Genomic DNA, 18,955 nt, shown 5'->3' on the forward strand with positions numbered 1-18,955 from the left:
CGATGCCGTCAGACGACTAGTTTGTGGGTGGCCAGCACCTCGCGCCACGCCGCAAGCTTGCGCTCGAAGCTCCACGACGCATTGGCAGGACTGGTGGAAGGCAGCTGGTAGACCGGCACGCCGAGGGTGCGCGTGTGGCGCGCATGCTTGAAGCTCTCGCCGCCGTTGTGCGCAATGGCGGCGAGCTTCGGCAGGTGCAGCCCGGCAATGTCGTTCGCCACGGGCGCGCGGATGGCCGAGTCGAGGCTGCCCTCGCGCTCGCAGGACGCATACACGTCCCACACGCCCAGGCCGCGGTCGAGCAGCCAGCGGCAGCGCTGCGCGTAGCTGTCTACACCCGACGGCAAAGGGACTTCGGGCCAGACAGCTTGCAAGATCTTCCAGAACTGGTTTTGGGGGTGTGCATAGTACTGCTGCCGTTCGAGCGACTTGACGCCCGGGAAGCTGCCGAGGATGAGCACGGCCGTTGCGGGCGAGACGATGGGCGCCAACCCCGTGAGCATGGAGCTGGCGGCATCGGATGTGGCGGGGGGATTCATGGCCGGCATCGTGCCACCGTCCCGCACGCACTTGCGCGGCCCATGAAAAAACCCGCCGAAGCGGGTTCTTTCGCGAGGGCCGAAGCCGGCTTGTCAGCTCTTACTTCTTGGCGGCTTCGTTCTCGGCCGTGCCGGGGATCTTCTCGCCGATGGCCTTGCCGGTGCTGCGCATGCCGTCGGCCGTCTTGTGGCCGGCGCCCTCGACGACTTCACCGGTCTTGGTGGCCGCGTGCTTGGTGGCGGTGGTGGCCTTCTTGGTGGTGCGCTTGGTGGCGCTCCAGGCCTTCTTGGTGCCCTTTTCGGTGGCGGCGACGGCCTTCTTGGTCGTGCGCTTGGTGGCGTCAACGGCGTCCTTGCCGGCTTCCTTCACTTTTTCAGTGGTGGAGGGCTCGGCCGGGGCCGGGGCGGTGGCAGCAGGCGCGGTGGTCTGGGCCACGGCCGACACGCCGATGGAGGCGAGCGCCAGCGCGAGGACGACGGGCACGGTGCGAATGAAAGACGTGGTCATGTAAAGCTCCTTGTTGGATGAAGTTTTGAGTGACTGACTTGCCACTGAACCAGCAACGAACTGGTGAAGTTCAAGGATGACAGCAAATCCACGCCATCTGCACGCATCCGGGCAGGTCGGGGCATTGGCCTACGCGGGTTGCGGCGGGCGTTCCGACATGGCCATGAGGTTTTCGAGACGCGGAAGCGTTTCGAGCGCGTTCCGGGTGGTGGCCGCGGCCAGTTCGTCGATGCCCATGCCCCGCAGGCCGGCCACCACTTCGGCGATGCGCGGCAGCTCGGCCGGCTCGTTGCGGCCCTGCGGCTCGCCGGCATCGCGCTGGGCCTGCGTGCGGTACAGCCAGTGCGGCTGGATGTCGGGCGCATCGGTTTCCATCACGATCGATTCGATCGGCAGCGTGGTGGCGAGCCGCCGCAGTTGAAGGGCCCGCTCGAAGGTCACCGCGCCGCCGAAGCCCAGCTTCAGGCCGAGATCGATGCACGCATGGGCCTGCTGCTCGCTGCCGTTGAAGGCATGGGCAATGCCCTGCCACGGTCTGCCGCCCGCCGTCTGGCGAAGATGCTTGAGCACCTTGTCAACCGAGCGCCGCACGTGGATGAGCACGGGTAACCCATGCCTGCGTGCCAGTTGCAACTGAGTGTGAAAAAAACGCTCCTGCTTCGGGCCGTCGAGCCCCTCGACGAAGTAGTCGAGCCCGATCTCGCCGACCGCTACCAGCCGCGGGTCGCCGCGCCGTGCTGTCAACTCGGCATCGAGGGTTTCGAGGTCTTCGTCCTTCGCCTCGCCGGTGCACAGCGGGTGGATTCCCAGCGCGTAGGCATCGCCCTGCGCATGGGCCAATTCGCGCACGGTGGCGAAATTGAAGACGGCCACCGCCGGGATCACGCACATCGCCACCCCCAGCCCGGCGGCGCGGGCGCGCAGGGCCGGCATCTCCGCACCGAATTCGGGCGCATCCAGATGGCAGTGGGTATCGACGAAGGTAGCCATCGCACGATGATGCCTGATGGGATGCGCAGGCGCGGAAAGCGTGCTACTGTGAACTCCTTCACGCGATTTTTTAGCCGGAGGTGCTCCGATGCGCAGGCCCGCTTTCTACAGCCGTTCGCCCCGCACGCTGCCACCGGCCGCAGACGAGGCGGCCGAACGGGCGGATGCGCCAGCATCGGCCGAAAACGCTGGCGGGGGCCAGGCCCTGCAGGCTGCTCCCACGAAAAAACCCGGCTGGCAACCCGGCCGCCGCAGCTTCGCGCTGCTCTTCGTACTGTCGGCCGCGCTGGTCACCGGCGCCGCCCTGTGGATGCCGCGCCCGGGCGCCAAGGCCCTCACTCAAAAAGACATCGATGCGGCCGTGCTGCGCACGCTGCAGACCAACACACTGCCCTCGCCCGCGGCCAAGGCGGCCGACATCATCCGGCCCTCGGTGGTGCGGGTGGTGAGCTACGGCGAAGAAAAGCACACGCCCGAAGCCAAGACCCAGAAGCGCGGACGCAACATCGCCAAGGGCAAGCCGCCCGAAGCCCCCAACGACGGCGAGGCCCCGGGCGAAGTCGAGCGCGGCGTGGGCACGGGCGTGGTGATCGTCGACAAGGGCGTGATCCTCACCAACCTGCACGTGGTCGCAGGCGCCGACAAGATCAAGGTCACCTTCTACGACGGGCTGGAAGCCATCGCCACCATCACCGGCGTGCAGCCCGAGAACGACCTCGCGGTACTGCAGGCACAAAAGATTCCCGACGACCTGATCCCCGCCACCATGCGCTCGACCGCCGACCTGCGCCCCGGCGACCAGGTGGCGGCCGTGGGCTTTCCATTCGGCATCGGGCCGTCGGTGTCGGCTGGCGTGGTGTCGGGCCTGAAGCGCTCGTTCCGCTCGCCCGAGGGCAAGCAGGAGCTGGGCAACCTGATCCAGTTCGATGCCGCAGCCAACCCCGGCAATTCGGGCGGTCCGCTGATCAACATGGATGGCGAGGTGCTCGGCATCGTCACCGCCATCCTCAACCCGACGCAGCAGCGCACCTTCATCGGCATCGGCTTCGCTGTGCCCATCGAGAACGCCGCTTCCGCCGCAGGTTCTCCACCGTTCTGACCGATCCTTCTTCGAAAGTCCTTCGCATGAGCACAGCAGAGACCGCCAACCCCACGCCCGCCGGCACCGCCGAACTGATGGAGCAGATCCTCTACGAGGTGAAGCGCGTGGTCGTGGGCCAGGACCGCTTTCTGGAGCGCGTGATGGTCGGCATGCTCGCGGGCGGGCACCTGCTGGTCGAAGGCGTGCCGGGCCTTGCGAAGACGCTCACCATTAAGACGCTGGCCGACACCGTGCGCGGCCAGTTCAAGCGCATCCAGTTCACGCCCGACCTGGTGCCCGCCGACCTCGTGGGCACGCGCATCTACAACCAGAAGACCGGCGAGTTCAGCACCTCGCTGGGCCCGGTGTTCGCCAACCTGCTGCTGGCCGACGAAATCAACCGCGCGCCGGCCAAGGTGCAGAGCGCGCTGCTCGAAGTGATGCAGGAGCGCCAGGTCACCATCGCCGGCGAAACGCACAAGGTGCCGCGCCCCTTCCTCGTGATGGCCACGCAGAACCCCATCGAGACCGAGGGCACCTACCCGCTGCCCGAGGCGCAGGTCGATCGCTTCATGATGAAAGTGCTGGTCGACTACCCGAGCGACGAGGAAGAATTCGTCATCGTCCAGCGCGTGATCGGCCCGCCCGTCAACGCCACGCCGGTCGCCACCACCGAGCAGCTCGCGGCGCTGCAGGCCGAGGCGCGGCGCGTGTACGTCGACCCTTCGCTCATTCAATACGCCGTGAAGCTGGTGTCGGCCACGCGCACGCCCGAGAAGCACGGGCTGAAGGATCTGCGCCGCTTCATCACCTTCGGCGCCAGCCCGCGCGCCAGCATCAGCCTGACCGAGGGCGCGCGCGCCCTGGCGCTGCTGCGCGGCCGCAGCTATGCGCTGCCGGAAGACATGACGGCGCTGGTGCCCGACGTGCTGCGCCACCGCGTGACGCTTTCCTACGAAGGCTTGTCCGAGGGCCTGACGCCCGACGGCCTGGTCGAGAAAATCATGCGTGCAGTCCCCGCCCCTCCCAAGCCTCTCGAACATGAAAAGCTGGTGGCGTAAGGCCCCCGCGGCCGCAAACGACGAACGGCTCGCCGCAGAAGCCGGTGGGGCCGAACGCGCGCTGCGCCGGCTCGAATGGACCGTGATCCGCCGCCTCGACGGCCTGCTGCAGGGCGACTACCGCACGCTGATGCGCGGCACCGGGCTCGACCTGGCCGACCTGCGCGAGTACCAGCACCACGACGACGTGCGCCACATCGACTGGAACGTCACCGCGCGGCTGCAGACGCCGCATGTGCGCGTGTTCACCGAAGACCGCGAGATGGCCGCGTGGTTCGTGCTCGACCTGAGCCGCTCGGTCGACTTCGGCTCGGGCCTGAAGGCCAAGCGCGAGATCTCGGCGGGCTTCGTCGGCGTGCTGGCGCGGCTGCTCACGCGGCACGGCAACCGGGTTGGCGCGCTGGTCTACGGCAGCGACCTCGAAGCGGTGATTCCGCCGCGCAGCGGACGACGCCACGTGCTGCACCTGCTGCATGCGATGGAAAAGCGCGCCGGCAAGGCCGAGACCGTGCCCACGCAGAAAGGCATGACGCGCCTGGACGACCTGCTCAAGTCGGCCGCCACGCTGATGCCGCGCCGCTCCACCGTGTTCGTGGTGTCCGACTTTCTGAGCGAGCCCGGTTGGGAGCGCCCGCTGGGCCAACTGGTGCAACGCCATGAAGTGGTCGCCGTGCGCCTGTTCGACCCGCTCGAACTCGAACTGCCCGACCTCGGCCTGGTGCCGCTGCGCGATGCCGAGACCGGCGAGCAGCTGTGGGTCGACACCCACGACGCGGGCTTTCGCAAGCGCTTCGCGCGCCTGGCGTCCGAACGTGAAACCGCACTGCGCGAGGCGCTGGCAAGGGCAGGCGTCGACGCACTCGAGCTCTCTACCCAGGACGACCTGGTGGAAGCCATCGTCCGTTTCGCCGATATGCGCAAGCGCCGCACGCGCATCGGCGGCCCAGCTGGCATGAAGGCGGTGGCAGCATGACTTTTCTCTGGCCTCAATTCCTCTGGCTGCTGGCGGCCCTGCCGCTGCTGATCCTGCTCTACCTCTGGCTGCTGCGCCGCAAGAAGAAGCTGGCGGTGCGCTACGCCAGCCTGTCGATCGTGCGCGAGGCCATGGGCACCGGGCAAAGCGTGCGGCGGCACATTCCGCCCTTGCTGTTCCTGCTGGCCATGGCAGCGATGCTGGTGGCCGCGGCGCGGCCGATGGCGGTGGTGGTGCTGCCGTCGAACCAGCAGACCATCATCCTGGCGATGGACGTGTCAGGCAGCATGCGCGCGGCCGACGTGCTGCCCAACCGGCTCGTGGCGGCGCAGGAAGCAGCCAAGAGCTTCATCAAAGATTTGCCGCGCAGCGTGAAGGTGGGCATCGTCGCCTTCGCGGGCAGCGCGCAGGTGGCGCAACTGCCCACCACCAACCACGAAGACCTGGTGACCGCCATCGACAGCTTCCAGTTGCAGCGCGCCACCGCCACGGGCAATGCCATCGTGGTGTCGCTGGCCACGCTTTTCCCCGACGCGGGCATCGACGTCGAACAGTTCAGCGCGCCGAGCCGCCAGCGCGGCATGCCGATCGACCAGAACGAGAAGAAGCTCAAGGACTTCACGCCCGTGGCGCCGGGCTCATTCACCTCGGCCGCGATCATCATGCTGACCGACGGCCAGCGCACCACCGGCGTCGACCCGCTCGATGCGGCCAAGGCCGCGGCCGACCGCGGCGTGCGCATCTACACGGTGGGCGTAGGCACGGTCGATGGCGAAACCATCGGCTTCGAAGGCTGGTCGATGCGCGTGCGGCTCGACGAAGACACGCTCAAGGCCATCGCCAACAAGACGAACGCCGAGTACTTCTACGCCGGCACCGCGAACGACCTGAAGAAGGTCTACGAGACACTGAGCTCCAAGCTCACGGTGGAGAAAAAGGAAACCGAAATCTCGGCGCTGTTCGCGATGTGCGCGGCGGTGCTGACGCTGCTGTCGGCGGGGCTGTCGCTGCTCTGGTTCAACCGGATTCTTTAGCAGCCGACTTTCGCGGCTTGGCCGCCGGCGCATCGGGCGTCTTGACCGCCCCGATGCCCCCCAGGAACAGATCAGCCACGATCGGCGCAATGGCCGCGTGATCGAGCCGCCCGCCGGGCTTCATCCAGGTGAACATCCAGTTGATCATGCCGAACAGCAGCATGGTCAGCGGCTTGGCGAGATCGTCGCTCGGTGCGCCGGGGCGCAGTGCGGACACGGCGCGCGCAAAGCCCGCGACCACCTCGCGCTCCTTGTCGAGCACGCGTTCGCGGTCGGCTTCCGCGAGAAAGCGCACGTCGTCGGTCAGCACGCGGTGCGCGTCCTGCGCGCCGGCATATTCCTCGACGATGCGATAGATGAAGCGGCGCAGGCGCTGCTCGTCGGTATGCGTCGAGGCCTCTTCCTCGGCCACCAGCGCCGCGAGCTTGGAGACGTGCGTCTCGGCGATGCTGATCAGCAGGCTGCTCTTGTCCTTGTAGTAGTGATAGAGCGTGGCCTTCGAGAGGCCACAGGCCTCGGCCACCTGGTTCATCGAGGTGGCGGGATAGCCGCTGCGCGCGAACAGCTGGGCGGCCTGCGCGAGGATCAGTTCACGCTGATCGTCGTAAGTGGCGGATCTTCCACGCGGCATCGGGTCGGTTTCCTGGGTTTGGCTGTTGGGGACAACGCGCGATCTTGCACGAAGCGCGGATCGGGGGATCGGGTCAGCCCCGCTTGGTCGCAATGAGCGAACGCACCTCGGTGGCCGGCAGGCGCGGACGGTCTTTTTCTACCTGCGCGAGCGGCGTCACTTCATGCAGGCTCGCGAGGCTGCGCACCGTGAGCTCCTGGTAGGTCTGCGTGCCTTCGAGCTTCCACGCGATCTCGTCATCGCTCAGCTCGCGCTTCACCTTGGCCGGAATGCCCGCGACCAGCGAGCGCGCCGGCACCTTCATGCCGGCCGGCACGAAGGCGCAGGCCGCGACGATGGCCTTCTCGCCGATCTCGGCCTCGTCCATCACCACCGCGTTCATGCCCACCAGCGCGTCGCGCCGCACGATGCAGCTGTGCAGGATCGCGCCGTGGCCGATGTGGCCATTGACCTCGATCACCGTGTCGTTGTCGGGAAAGCCGTGCACACAACAGTGGTCCTGCACGTTCGAGCCCTCCTCCAGCACGATGCGGCCGAAGTCGCCGCGCAGGCTGGCGCAGGGGCCTACATAACAGTTCGGGCCGACGATCACGTCGCCGATCAGCACGGCAGTGGGGTGCACGTACGCGCTCGGGTCGACGACCGGAATTACGTCGTCGATGGAGTAGCTGGGCATTCGGTCTCCTTTATTTTTTGCGGGACTCAGGGTTTGCCCTGAATAGCTCCAGCTTGTGCCGGTTGCAGGCTCGATACTAAAATCAACCGAACGGTCGGTCAATAGTGTTTGCACTCCGATCCACTCCCACAAAGGATGAAAGAGACACGCAATGACTGAGCCTTTGGTACTCACCGGCAACGCCGGCGCCGTACGCACGTTGAGCCTCAACCGCCCCGCGGCGCTCAACAGCTTCACGACACAGCTGCACGCCGAACTCATGGCGGCGCTGGAGCTGGCGGCTCAAGACGAGAGCGTGCGCTGCGTGGTGCTCACGGGCGCAGGCCGCGCCTTCTCTGCCGGGCAGGACCTGGCCGACCCTTCGGTCGCCCCCGACCCGACGCCCGGCGCCGCGCCCAAGGACCTGGGCCACGTCATCTCCACTTACTACGCCCCGCTGGTCGCGCGCCTGCGCTCGATGCCGGTGCCGGTGATCGCCGCCGTCAACGGCGTGGCGGCCGGAGCGGGCGCCAACCTCGCGCTGTGCTGCGACCTCGTGGTGGCCGCCCGCTCTGCCAGCTTCATCCAGGCTTTCACCAAGATCGGCCTCGTGCCCGACACCGGCGGCACCTGGCTGCTGCCGCGCCTTGTGGGTTCGGCTCGCGCGCTCGGCATCGCGCTGCTGGGCGACAAGCTGCCCGCCGAAGAAGCAGCGCGCATCGGCCTGATCTGGCAGTGCGTGGACGACGCGGCGCTGACCGAAACCACGGCAGCGCTCGCACTGAAGCTGGCCGGCATGCCGACCCGCGCCCTCGTCGCCACGCGCCAGGCCATGGCCGCCGCGCAAGACATGGACCTCGGCGCGGCACTCGCCGAAGAAGCCCGCCTCCAGCGCGGCATGGGCAACGCCAACGACTACCGAGAAGGCGTCGAAGCCTTCCGCGCCAAGCGCGCGCCCGTGTTCAAGGATCGCTGAGCCATGACCGACACCACCCGCACCCCCCAGCAGACGGCCGAATACGTCCGCGACGGCATGTTCGAGAACGACAACGCCAGCAAGGGCCTGGGCATGCGCATCGTAGAGGTCGGCCCCGGCCAGGCCACCATCGAGATGCGCGTGCGCGCCGACATGCTCAACGGCCACGCCATCTGCCACGGCGGCTTCATGGCCACGCTGGCCGACTCGACCTTCGCCTTTGCCTGCAACTCGTACAACGAGCTGACCGTGGCCTCGGGTTTTTCCATCGACTTCATCGCCCCGGCGCGCGAGGGCGACCTGCTCACCGCGCGCTGCCACGAAGTGTCGAAGGCCGGGCGCACCGGCGTGTACGACACCGAAATCACCAACCAGCGCGGCGAGCGCATCGCGATGTTCCGCGGCCGTTCCTACACAGCCAAGGGCCGCCCCGCCGTCCCGAACGCCGCTGCCGCCTGAGGAGACAACAGACATGACCGTGAAGCACCCCGCCCCCGGCGACCTCGACCCCATCGAAACCGCCAGCCGCGACGAGATCGCCGCGCTGCAGCTCACCCGCCTGCGCGCCACGCTGCAGCGCGCCTACGACAACGTGCCGCACTACCGCAAGGCCTTCGACGCCAAGGGCGTTCACCCCGACGACCTGAAGTCGCTCGCCGATCTGTCGAAGTTTCCGTTCACGGTGAAGAGCGACCTGCGCGACAACTACCCCTTCGGCATGTTCGCCGTGCCGCGCGAAAGCGTCGCGCGCATCCATGCATCGTCGGGCACCACCGGCAAGCCGACCGTGGTCGGCTACACGCTGAAGGACATCGACACCTGGGCCAACCTCGTGGCGCGTTCCATCCGCGCTGCGGGCGGGCGGCCCGGCGACATGGTGCACGTGTCGTACGGCTACGGCCTCTTCACCGGCGGCCTCGGTGCGCACTACGGCGCCGAGCGCGCGGGCTGCACCGTCATCCCGATGTCGGGCGGCCAGACCGAGAAGCAGGTGCAGATCATCCAGGACTTCAAGCCGAACATCATCATGGTCACGCCCAGCTACATGCAGGTGATCATCGAGCAGTTCGAGCGCCAGGGCCTCGACGCGAAGGAGAGCTCGCTGAAGGTCGGCATCTTCGGCGCCGAGCCATGGACCGAAGCCATGCGCCGCGACATCGAGGCCAAGGCCGGCATCGACGCCGTCGACATCTACGGCCTGAGCGAAGTGATGGGCCCCGGCGTGGCCAGCGAATGCGTCGAGAGCAAAGATGGCCCCGTCATCTGGGAAGACCACTTCTACCCCGAGATCATCGACCCCGAGACCGGCGAGCTGAAGGCCGACGGCGAAGAAGGCGAACTGGTCTTCACCTCGCTGAGCAAAGAGGCCATGCCCATCGTGCGCTACCGCACGCGCGACCTCACGCGCCTGCTGCCGCCCACCTCGCGCTCGTTCCGCCGCATGGGCAAGATCGTCGGGCGCAGCGACGACATGATGATCATCCGCGGCGTCAACGTCTTCCCCACGCAGGTGGAAGAAATCGTGCTCGCACACAAGGCGCTGTCGGGCCTCTACCAGGTGCACGTGAGCCGCGCCGACAAGCTCGACCAGGTCGAGGTGCACTGCGAACTCAACCCCGCCGACGCCGCCTCGGCAGACCGCGCCGCCATCGGCGAATGGGTGCAGCACCGCGTGAAGACGCTCATCGGCATTTCCACGCGCGTGGTGGTCCATGCGCCCAACGAGATGGAACGCACCCAGACCGGCAAGGCACGCCGCGTGATCGACACGCGCCCGCGCTGAACCACCCCTCACACCCCACCGAAAGGACACGCACATGTACACCCAGGCAATGGACACCATGGGCAAGGACGCAGGCGACGGCAAGCAGAAGGCCGTGCGCTCCGCAGAGGAAATGCGGCTCGAAGAGCGCTTCGACGCGCACATCGATGCCGGCGACTTCATCGAGGCAAAAGACTGGATGCCCGAGCACTACCGCAAGACGCTGGTGCGCCAGATCAGCCAGCACGCGCACTCCGAAATCGTCGGCATGCTGCCCGAAGGCAACTGGATCAGCCGCGCGCCCACGCTCAAGCGCAAGGCCATCCTGCTGGCCAAGGTGCAGGACGAAGGCGGCCACGGCCTCTACCTGTATGCCGCCGCCGAAACGCTGGGCACCTCGCGCGACCAGATGTTCGACGCGCTGCACAGCGGCAAGGCCAAGTACAGCTCGATCTTCAACTACCCCACGCTGACCTGGGCCGACATGGGCACCATCGGCTGGCTGGTCGATGGCGCGGCCATCATGAACCAGGTGCCCATCTGCCGCTGCTCGTATGCACCGTACGCCCGCGCCATGATCCGCATCTGCCGCGAGGAGAGCTTCCACCAGCGCCAGGGCTACGAGGCCCTGCTCACCATGATGACCCACGGCACCGACGCGCAGAAGGCGATGGTGCAGGACGCGGTCAACCGCTGGTGGTGGCCGTCGATCATGATGTTCGGCCCGCCGGACGACCAGTCGCCCAACAGCGCGCAATCGATGCGCTGGGGCATCAAACGCTTCAGCAACGACGAACTGCGCCAGAAGTTCATCGACGCTGCCGTCGAGCAGGCCGCCATCCTCGGCGTGACCCTGCCCGACCCCGACCTGAAGTGGAACGAAGAGCGCCAGGCACATGACTTCGGCGCCATCGACTGGAGCGAGTTCTGGCGCGTGATCGCCGGAGACGGCCCCTGCAACCGCGAACGCCTGCAAGCGCGTGTCGACGCATGGGAAGACGGCGCATGGGTGCGCGAAGCCGCGATGGCCCACGCCAACAAGCAACCAATGAAGGAGGCCGCATGAGCGCCCCAAATACCCAAGACAGCAAGCAAGAGTGGCCCCTGTGGGAAGTGTTCGTGCGCAGCAAGGCCGGCCTCGACCACAAGCACTGCGGCAGCCTGCACGCGGCCGATTCGAAGATGGCGATCCAGATGGCGCGCGACGTGTACACCCGCCGCCAGGAAGGCAGCAGCATCTGGGTGGTGCGCTCCGAGCAGATCGTGGCCAGCGACCCGGGCGACAAGGACATGTTCTTCGACCCGGCGGAAGACAAGGTGTACCGCCACCCGACCTTCTACGCGCTGCCCAAGTCGGTCGACCACATGTGAGCAAGGCCAGGACCATGCAAGCATCGATCGAACTGAACCGCACGCCCGCCGTGCAGTACCTGCTGCGCATCGGCGACACCTGCCTGGTGCTCGCGCAGCGCCTGGGTGAATGGTGCGGCCACGCACCTGTGCTGGAAGAAGACATCGCGATGGCCAACATCGCGCTCGACCTCGTCGGCCAGGCGCGCGCGCTGCTCACGCACGCCGGCAAGCTCGAAGGAGCCGGCCGCGAGCACGACGAAGACCAGCTGGCCTACCTGCGCGACGAGCGCGACTACTTCAACCTCACCATCGCCGAACTGCCGCGCGGCGACTTCGCCTTTGCCGTGGTGCGCAACACGATGGTTTCGACTCTGCTCAAGCTGCTGTGGCAGCGCCTCGCCGCATCGAACGACGCCGAAGTGGCCGCCATCGCCGGCAAGGCCGTGAAGGAAGCTCGCTACCACCAGCAGCACTCGGGCGACTGGGTGGTGCGCCTGGGCGACGGCACCGACGAATCGCGCCAACGCACTGAAAAAGCGCTGAAGCAGTTGTGGCTCTACGTGCCCGAGCTCTTCGAAAGCGATGCCGTCGATGCCGAAGCCAGCGCCAGCGGCCTCGGCCCGGCGTGGAGCGAACTGCGCGAACCTTGGCTCGGCGAGATGCAGCAGGTGCTCGACGCAGCCGGCCTCGCCATGCCGAAGGAAGCCGCCTTCCGCAGCAACGGCAAGCGCGGCGTGCACAGCGAGCACATGGGCTACATCCTCGCGGAGATGCAGCACCTGCAGCGCAGCTACCCCGGGGGCGTGTGGTGACCACGGCCGACCTCATGGCAGCCTCGCGCGTCGATGCCGCGTGGGCCGTGCTGCACACCGTGCTCGACCCCGAGGTGCCGGCCGTGTCGGTCTGCGACCTCGGCATCGTGCGCGACGTGATCGAGCACGACGACGGCCTGGAGATCGTGCTCACGCCGACGTACTCCGGCTGCCCCGCGACCGAAGCCATCGAGCACGACGTGCTGGCCGCAATCGAGCAAGCCGGCCTCGGCCGCGCCCGCGCCACCCTGCGCCGCGCCCCCGCCTGGAGCAGCGACTGGATCAGCGACGAAGGCCGCGCCAAGCTCAAGGCCTACGGCATCGCGCCGCCGGCCCACCTCACACCCGAAGCCGCGGCCAACACCGCAATGCCGATCAAGCTCTTCGGCCGCATCGCAGGCGAACGCATCGCCTGCCCGCGCTGCGCGAGCGAGCGTACCGAACGCCTCTCGGCCTTCGGCTCGACCGCTTGCAAGGCGCTCTATCGCTGCATGGCCTGCCGCGAACCGTTCGAACATTTCAAGCCAATCTGAAAAAGCGCCCCAAGCGATGAGCACCCTCTTCCACCCCTTGCGCGTGAAGGCCATCGAGCCCGACACGGCCGAGGCCGTCATCGTCTCGTTCGAAGTGCCGGGCGACCTGCAGCAAGTCTTCGGCTTCACGCAGGGCCAGTACCTCACCCTGCGCCACGACATCGACGGCCAGGACCTGCGCCGCTCCTATTCGATCTGCGCCGGCCTCGACGACGGCGAGCTGCGCGTCGGCGTGCGCAAGGTGCGCGGCGGCGTGTTCTCCAACTGGATCAACGCCAGCCTGCAGCCCGGCGACACGCTGCAGGTGATGGCGCCGCAGGGCCGCTTCTTCGTGCCCATCGAGCCGGCCTCGGTGCGCCACCACGTCGGCATTGCGGGCGGCAGCGGCATCACGCCCATCCTGTCGATCATGAAGACGGTGCTGGCGCGCGAGCCCGCGAGCCGCTTCACGCTGATCTACGGCAACCGGCAGCTGCAGTCCACGATGTTCAAGGAGGAAATCGAAGACCTGAAGAACCGCTACATGACGCGCCTCGTGCTGCAGCATGTGTTCTCCGACGAGCACACCGATTCGCCTCTGGGCTTCGGCGTGATGAACCGCGAGAAGATCGGTGAGTTCTTGAAGAGCGTGGTGCCGGCCGCGAAGATCGACCACGTGTACGTGTGCGGCCCGTTCCAGATGAACGACGAGGCCGAGGCCGCGCTGCTGGCGGCCGGCGTGCCCGAAGACCGCATCCACATCGAACGCTTCGGCGTCGCCCTGCCCTCGGCCACCCAGGTTGGTGCAGTGGTGCACGAGGCGCAGCCCGGAGACGCCAGGCAGGCGCGCATCGTCATCGTGCGCGACGGCCTGCAGCGCGAGATCACCTACACCGAAGGGCAGCCCAGCATCCTCGATGCGGCATCGGCCGCGGGCCTTGAAGTGCCCTTCTCGTGCACCTCGGGCGTGTGCGGCACCTGCCGCGCCAAGTGCGTTGACGGGGAAGTCCGCATGGAAAGAAACTTCGCGCTCGACAAGAATGAAGTAGCCGCGGGATTCATCCTGACCTGCCAGGCCCACCCCCTGACCGAACGAGTAACGCTCTCATTCGACGAGCGCTAGCACTTCAACGTTTTTTCAACCCGGAGACAAGACCAAATGAAATTCTTCTTCAAGCCCCTGCTGATCGCCGCGCTGTGCGCAACCGCCGCCGCATCGTGGGCCGACGTCACTGTCGGCGTGACGGTCTCGGCCACCGGCCCTGCCGCCTCGCTCGGCATCCCCGAGAAGAACACCATCTCGCTGATGCCCAAGACCCTCGGGGGCCAGAAGATCAACTACATCGTGCTGGACGACGCGTCGGACACCACCGCAGCCGTGGCCAACACGCGCAAGCTCATCACCGAGAACAAGGTCGACATCGTGCTGGGTTCTTCCACCACGCCCACCTCGCTCGCCATGATCGACGTGGTCAGCGAGGCCAAGGTGCCGATGATCTCGGTGGCCGCCTCGGCCCGCATCGTCGAGCCCGTGGACGCCAAGAAGCGCTGGGTGTTCAAGACGCCGCAGAACGACATCATGATGTCGCTCGCCATTGCCGAGCACATGGCCTCCAACGGCGTGAAGACCGTCGCCTTCATCGGCTTTGCCGACGCCTACGGCGAAGGCTGGTCTGAAGAATTCGCCAAGGCCGCTGCGCTGAAGAAGATCACCGTGGTCGCCAACGAGCGCTATGCGCGCACCGACACCTCGGTCACGGGCCAGGTCCTGAAGATGATGGCCTCCAAGGCCGACGCCGTGCTGGTCGCGGGTGCGGGCACGCCGGCCGCGCTGCCGCAGAAGGCGCTCAAGGAGCGCGGCTACACCGGCAAGATGTACCAGACGCACGGCGTGGCGAACGCCGACTTCCTGCGCGTCGGCGGCAAGGACGTGGAAGGCACCTTCCTGCCGGCCGGCCCGGTGCTCGTGGCCGACCAGTTGCCCGCCAGCAACCCGGTGAAGAAGTCGGCCCTGACCTATGTGACTGCCTACGAAGCCGCCTATGGCAAGGGCACGGTGTCGACCTTCGGCGCGCACGCCTGGGACGCCGGCCTGCTGATGAGCTCGGCCGTGCCGGTCGCGCTGAAGAAGGCCCAGCCCGGCACGCCCGAGTTCCGCGCCGCATTGCGCGACGCGCTGGAGCAGACCAAGGAAGTGTCCGGCGCGCATGGCGTTTTCAACATGACCGAGAAGGACCACCTGGGCCTGGACCAGCGCGCGCGCGTGATGGTGAAGATCGAAAACGGCGCCTGGAAATACCAGCCCTGATATCGCCCGGCCGATCCGGCCTGACCTGACTTGTTGAGAAGCGGGCCGAGCCCGATCGAAAGTTTTCGTATGGATCTGCAGATCGCCCTGTTACTGGGGCAGGACGGCATCGTCAACGGTGCCGTCTACGGTTTGATGGCGCTCGCGCTGGTGCTGGTGTTTTCAGTCACGCGCGTCATCTTCATTCCCCAGGGCGAGTTCGTCGCCTTCGGGGCGCTCTCCATGGCGATGCTGCAGGCCGGCCGCGTGCCGGCCACGCTGTGGCTTCTGCTGGTGCTGGCTGTCGCGGTGCTGCTGGTGGAGTTCTGGCGCTGGAAGCGCGGCGCGGTGGTCGACTGGGCCTCCGCGCTCGCTTGGTGCGTGGTGCTGCCGGCAGCCGCGGCCGCGCTGGTGCTGCTGCTCAAGCCGACCTCGATGGCGGGCCAGACGCTCGCCACGCTGCTGCTCATCATGCCGCTCGGCCCGCTGCTCTATCGCCTGGCCTACCGGCCGCTGGCGGATGCCAACGTGCTGATGCTGCTGATCGTCTCGGTCGCGCTGCACGGCGTGCTGGTCGGCCTGGGCCTGCTGTTCTTCGGTGCCGAGGGTTCGCGTACCACGCCGTTCTCCGAGGCGCGTTTCGACATCGGCGGCATTCCGGTCAGCGGGCAATCGCTGGTGGTGGTTGGTGTCACGCTGCTGCTGGTGATTGCCATGTTCCTGTTCTTCGGCCGCTCGATGGTGGGCAAGGCGCTGCGCGCCACCGCCATCAACCGGGTGGGCGCACGACTGTCGGGCATTCCGACCGAACTGTCGGGCGACCTGAGCTTTGCGCTCGCAGCGCTCATCGGCGCCATCTCGGGCCTGCTGATCGCGCCGATCACCACGGTGTATTACGACACCGGCTTCCTGATCGGCCTGAAGGGCTTTGTCGCCGCCATCGTCGGCGGGCTCGCAAGCTATCCGCTGGCATTGGCCGGTGCGTTGCTGGTCGGCCAGCTCGAATCGTTCGCCTCTTTCTGGGCCAGCCCGTTCAAGGAAGTGCTGGTCTTCACCCTGATCATTCCCGTGCTGTGGTGGCGTTCGCTCAACAGCCATCATGTGGAGGACGAAGAATGAGCGCGTCTTCTTCGAACAACATTGCCGTGCCCGCACAACCCGAAGGCAAGCCGCTGGTCACGCCGCGCCAGCTCACGCTGGTGTGCGTGGTGCTGCTGGCGCTGGCCTGGGGCTTCCTGCCCGAGTTCACCGTCTCGGTGCTCAGCAACATTGGCCTCTATGCGCTGGTCGCTGCCGGGCTGGTCATGCTGACCGGCGTGGGCGGCATGACATCCTTCGGTCAGGCCGCCTTCGTGGGCATGGGCGCGTATGCCACTGCATGGATCTGCACGTCGCCCACCGCCGCCGCGTGGCTGGGCGGCGCGGTCAGCCCGGCCTTGCTTCCATGGGCCGGCCTGCTGCTTGGGCTGGTGTTCACCTTCGCACTCGCCTGGGCGCTGGGTTCGGTCACGCTCAAGCTGCAAGGCCACTACCTGCCGCTGTGCACCATCGCCTGGGGCCTGAGCCTGTACTACCTGCTGGGCAACATGGACTTCCTCGGCGGGCAGACCGGCATCACCGGCGTGCCGCCGCTGGTGGTGGCCGGCGTGTCGCTGGCCACGCCGCGCATGCTGGGCGTGGTGATCTGGGCGGCGCTGCTGCTGGCGCTGTGGGCGCTGCACAACCTGCTCGATTCGCGCGAAGGCCGCGCCATCCGCGCGCTCAAGGGCGGGCGGCTCATGGCCGAGTCGATGGGTGTCGACACGGCACGCCACCGCATCAAGCTCTTCGTGCTGGCCGCGCTGCTCGCAGCGGTGTCGGGCTGGCTCTACGCGCACCTGCAGCGCTTCGTGAACCCGACGCCCTTCAACCTGAACATCGGCATCGAGCTGCTGTTCATGGCGGTGGTCGGCGGTGCCGGCCATCTGTGGGGCGCTGTGCTGGGGGCAACGCTGATCACGCTGCTGAAGGAAAAGCTGCAGGACATCCTGCCCGCGTTGCTCGGCAGCAGCGGCAACTTCGAAGTGATCGTGTTCGGTCTGCTGATGCTCTTCGTGCTGCAGCGCTTTTCCGATGGTTTGTGGCCCACGCTGGCGCGCATCGTGCGCCGCTGGGTGCGCGATGACGCGGCGGGCAAGAAAGCCGCAGCAGCAGCGACCGCCAAGGCTCCTACCGTGCAGCTCGCACAACGCGCCCTGCCACCCAGCGGCGAACTGCTGCTGCAGGCCAGCGACGTGAGCAAGCGTTTCGGCGGCTTGGTCGCCAACAACTCGATCTCGATGACGCTGAAGGCCGGCGAGATCCACGCGCTGATCGGCCCGAACGGCGCAGGCAAGAGCACCTTCTTCAACATGATCTCGGGTGTGGACGACCCCACCTCGGGCGAGGTGAAGCTCGCGGGCCAGTCGATGGCAACGAAGCCGTCGCGCGCCTTTGCCGCACTGGGCCTGGGCCGCACCTTCCAGCACGTGCGCCTGCTTGGCCAGCGCAGCGTGGTCGAGAACGTAGCGCTCGGCGCCCACCTGCGCGCAAAGCGCGGCTGGCTCGCGGCAATGCTGCGGCTGGACCGCGCCGAAGAAGCCGCGCTGATGGCCGAAGCCCGCAAGCAGATCGAACGCTGCGGCCTAGGCCCACATGCCGACACGCCAGCCGCATCGCTTTCCTTGGGACAGCAGCGCGTGGTCGAAATCGCCCGCGCGCTCGCTGGCCAGCCTTCGGTGCTGCTGCTCGACGAACCCGCAGCCGGCCTGCGCCATCTTGAAAAGCGCGCCCTCTCTGTGCTGCTGAGCCAGCTGCGCGCCGAGGGCCTCGGCATCCTCGTGGTGGAACACGACATGGAGTTCGTGATGAACCTCGCCGACCGCATCACGGTGCTCGAATTCGGCACTGTCATCGCCACCGGCACGCCCGCCGAAGTGCAGGCCAACCCGCGCGTGCTCGAAGCCTACCTGGGCGGCGCCGACGACGAACTGCTGGAAGACGCACGATGAGCCATCCTTTGCTTCAACTCGAGGACTTCTGCGTCGCCTACCGCACCGTGGAAGCGGTGCACAACGTGCGCCTGCAGGTAAACGAAGGCGAGATCGTCACCGTGATCGGCCCCAACGGCGCGGGCAAGACCACGCTGCTGTGCGCGGCCATGGGCCTGCTGCAATCCACCGGCCGGCTCTCGCTGGGCGGCGAGCGCATCGCGCGCCCCGGCGTCGAGACGATGGTGGCGCGCGGCGTGGCGCTGGTGCCGGAGCGGCGCGAGCTGTTCGGCGAGATGTCGGTCGAAGACAACCTGCTGCTCGGCGGCTTCTACCAGTGGCGCAAGGGCAAGCGCGACCAGCGCGCGCGCATGGACGAGATCTTCGAGATCTTCCCGCGCCTGCGCGAGCGCCGCCCGCAGATGGCATCGACGCTCTCCGGCGGCGAACGCCAGATGCTGGCCATCGGCCGCGCGCTGATGGCGCGGCCCCGCCTGCTGATGCTCGACGAACCATCGCTCGGCCTTGCACCGCTGGTGGTGCGCGAAGTGCTGCGCGTGGTGTCGCAACTGCGCAGCCATGGCGTGTCGGTGCTGCTGGTGGAGCAGAACGCCCGCGCCGCACTGCAGGTAGCCGACCGCGCCTACGTGCTCGAAATGGGCGCCGTGGCGCTCGAGGGCAAGGCGCGCGACCTGCTGCACGACCAACGAATCATCGACACCTACCTGGGCATCGGCAAGAAGGACTGACCCAGTCTTCGACCCGGCGCCATT

At 67.3% G+C, this 18,955-nt stretch carries 21 protein-coding genes; 16 read left to right on the forward strand and 5 right to left on the reverse strand.

Translation table 11 applies throughout. The annotated features are described in order from the left end of the window. Positions 1-8: 8 nt before the first annotated feature. The 3 genes from NWF24_RS24875 to NWF24_RS24885 all read right to left on the reverse strand — a co-directional run bounded on the left by NWF24_RS24875 (position 9) and on the right by NWF24_RS24885 (position 2,037). Positions 9-539, reverse strand: a complete 531-nt coding sequence (locus NWF24_RS24875; RefSeq protein WP_258350872.1) for a DNA-deoxyinosine glycosylase — start codon at positions 537-539, stop codon at positions 9-11. 100 nt (positions 540-639) lie between these two features. After that, a complete protein-coding gene (locus NWF24_RS24880; RefSeq protein WP_258350873.1) occupies positions 640-1,047 on the reverse strand; it encodes a hypothetical protein in 408 nt (135 codons plus the stop codon). 129 nt (positions 1,048-1,176) lie between these two features. Further along, complete coding sequence (locus NWF24_RS24885; protein WP_258350874.1) at positions 1,177-2,037, reverse strand: TatD family hydrolase; 861 nt, start codon at positions 2,035-2,037, stop codon at positions 1,177-1,179. 88 nt (positions 2,038-2,125) lie between these two features. Here NWF24_RS24885 and NWF24_RS24890 point away from each other — a divergent pair, with 88 nt between their 5' ends. From NWF24_RS24890 to NWF24_RS24905, 4 genes are read left to right on the forward strand one after another with little or no spacing between them, the layout of a single operon-like run. Next, positions 2,126-3,136, forward strand: a complete 1,011-nt coding sequence (locus tag NWF24_RS24890) for a S1C family serine protease (protein WP_258350875.1) — start codon at positions 2,126-2,128, stop codon at positions 3,134-3,136. Between the two features lie 26 nt (positions 3,137-3,162). Continuing rightward, positions 3,163-4,179: an AAA family ATPase gene (locus NWF24_RS24895; protein ID WP_258350876.1), complete on the forward strand. Its 1,017-nt coding sequence runs from the start codon at positions 3,163-3,165 to the stop codon at positions 4,177-4,179. After that, positions 4,160-5,152 carry a DUF58 domain-containing protein gene (locus tag NWF24_RS24900; RefSeq protein ID WP_258350877.1) on the forward strand — a complete coding sequence of 331 codons (993 nt, stop codon included), beginning with the start codon at positions 4,160-4,162 and terminating at the stop codon, positions 5,150-5,152. The genes NWF24_RS24895 and NWF24_RS24900 overlap by 20 nt, the downstream gene beginning before the upstream one ends. Beyond that, entirely contained in the window at positions 5,149-6,186 is a 1,038-nt protein-coding gene (locus NWF24_RS24905; RefSeq protein WP_258350878.1) for a VWA domain-containing protein, read from the forward strand. Before NWF24_RS24900 ends, NWF24_RS24905 begins: the two co-directional genes overlap by 4 nt. Here NWF24_RS24905 and NWF24_RS24910 read toward each other — a convergent pair. Continuing rightward, entirely contained in the window at positions 6,170-6,817 is a 648-nt protein-coding gene (locus NWF24_RS24910) for a TetR/AcrR family transcriptional regulator (protein WP_258350879.1), read from the reverse strand. The genes NWF24_RS24905 and NWF24_RS24910 overlap by 17 nt on opposite strands. A gap of 73 nt (positions 6,818-6,890) precedes the next feature. Continuing rightward, positions 6,891-7,493: a phenylacetic acid degradation protein PaaY gene (locus NWF24_RS24915; protein ID WP_258350880.1), complete on the reverse strand. Its 603-nt coding sequence runs from the start codon at positions 7,491-7,493 to the stop codon at positions 6,891-6,893. A gap of 151 nt (positions 7,494-7,644) precedes the next feature. Between NWF24_RS24915 and NWF24_RS24920 the strand changes: the two genes are divergently transcribed. From NWF24_RS24920 to NWF24_RS24975, 12 genes are all read left to right on the forward strand, one after another. Further along, positions 7,645-8,448, forward strand: a complete 804-nt coding sequence (locus NWF24_RS24920; RefSeq protein WP_258350881.1) for an enoyl-CoA hydratase-related protein — start codon at positions 7,645-7,647, stop codon at positions 8,446-8,448. A gap of 3 nt (positions 8,449-8,451) precedes the next feature. Beyond that, positions 8,452-8,907 (forward strand): hydroxyphenylacetyl-CoA thioesterase PaaI, encoded by a 456-nt coding sequence (paaI, locus tag NWF24_RS24925; protein ID WP_258350882.1) that lies wholly within the window; start codon positions 8,452-8,454, stop codon positions 8,905-8,907. Between the two features lie 13 nt (positions 8,908-8,920). Next, positions 8,921-10,231, forward strand: a complete 1,311-nt coding sequence (paaK, locus tag NWF24_RS24930; RefSeq protein WP_258350883.1) for a phenylacetate--CoA ligase PaaK — start codon at positions 8,921-8,923, stop codon at positions 10,229-10,231. Between the two features lie 34 nt (positions 10,232-10,265). Continuing rightward, positions 10,266-11,276, forward strand: a complete 1,011-nt coding sequence (paaA, locus tag NWF24_RS24935) for a 1,2-phenylacetyl-CoA epoxidase subunit PaaA (protein WP_258350884.1) — start codon at positions 10,266-10,268, stop codon at positions 11,274-11,276. After that, positions 11,273-11,581, forward strand: coding sequence for a 1,2-phenylacetyl-CoA epoxidase subunit PaaB (paaB, locus tag NWF24_RS24940; RefSeq protein WP_093048835.1), 309 nt, complete (start codon positions 11,273-11,275; stop codon positions 11,579-11,581). The genes paaA and paaB overlap by 4 nt, the downstream gene beginning before the upstream one ends. Positions 11,582-11,595: 14 nt before the next feature. Beyond that, on the forward strand, positions 11,596-12,375 hold the full coding sequence (gene paaC / locus NWF24_RS24945) for a 1,2-phenylacetyl-CoA epoxidase subunit PaaC (protein ID WP_258350886.1): 780 nt from the start codon (positions 11,596-11,598) through the stop codon (positions 12,373-12,375). A gap of 14 nt (positions 12,376-12,389) precedes the next feature. Next, entirely contained in the window at positions 12,390-12,908 is a 519-nt protein-coding gene (gene paaD / locus NWF24_RS24950; RefSeq protein ID WP_093076070.1) for a 1,2-phenylacetyl-CoA epoxidase subunit PaaD, read from the forward strand. Between the two features lie 16 nt (positions 12,909-12,924). Then, entirely contained in the window at positions 12,925-14,010 is a 1,086-nt protein-coding gene (gene paaE, locus NWF24_RS24955) for a 1,2-phenylacetyl-CoA epoxidase subunit PaaE (RefSeq protein WP_258350887.1), read from the forward strand. Between the two features lie 36 nt (positions 14,011-14,046). Then, the gene (locus NWF24_RS24960) at positions 14,047-15,195 is read left to right on the forward strand and encodes an ABC transporter substrate-binding protein (protein ID WP_258350889.1); all 1,149 of its coding nucleotides are present in this window, start codon (positions 14,047-14,049) and stop codon (positions 15,193-15,195) included. Positions 15,196-15,264: 69 nt separating this feature from the next. Further along, positions 15,265-16,293 (forward strand): branched-chain amino acid ABC transporter permease, encoded by a 1,029-nt coding sequence (locus tag NWF24_RS24965; RefSeq protein ID WP_258350890.1) that lies wholly within the window; start codon positions 15,265-15,267, stop codon positions 16,291-16,293. After that, the gene (locus NWF24_RS24970) at positions 16,290-18,203 is read left to right on the forward strand and encodes a branched-chain amino acid ABC transporter ATP-binding protein/permease (RefSeq protein WP_258350891.1); all 1,914 of its coding nucleotides are present in this window, start codon (positions 16,290-16,292) and stop codon (positions 18,201-18,203) included. The genes NWF24_RS24965 and NWF24_RS24970 overlap by 4 nt, the downstream gene beginning before the upstream one ends. After that, complete coding sequence (locus tag NWF24_RS24975; protein WP_258350892.1) at positions 18,200-18,931, forward strand: ABC transporter ATP-binding protein; 732 nt, start codon at positions 18,200-18,202, stop codon at positions 18,929-18,931. The genes NWF24_RS24970 and NWF24_RS24975 overlap by 4 nt, the downstream gene beginning before the upstream one ends. Positions 18,932-18,955: the final 24 nt, after the last annotated feature.

The sequence above is a fragment of the Variovorax paradoxus genome (genome assembly GCF_024734665.1).
Taxonomy (GTDB): domain Bacteria; phylum Pseudomonadota; class Gammaproteobacteria; order Burkholderiales; family Burkholderiaceae_C; genus Variovorax.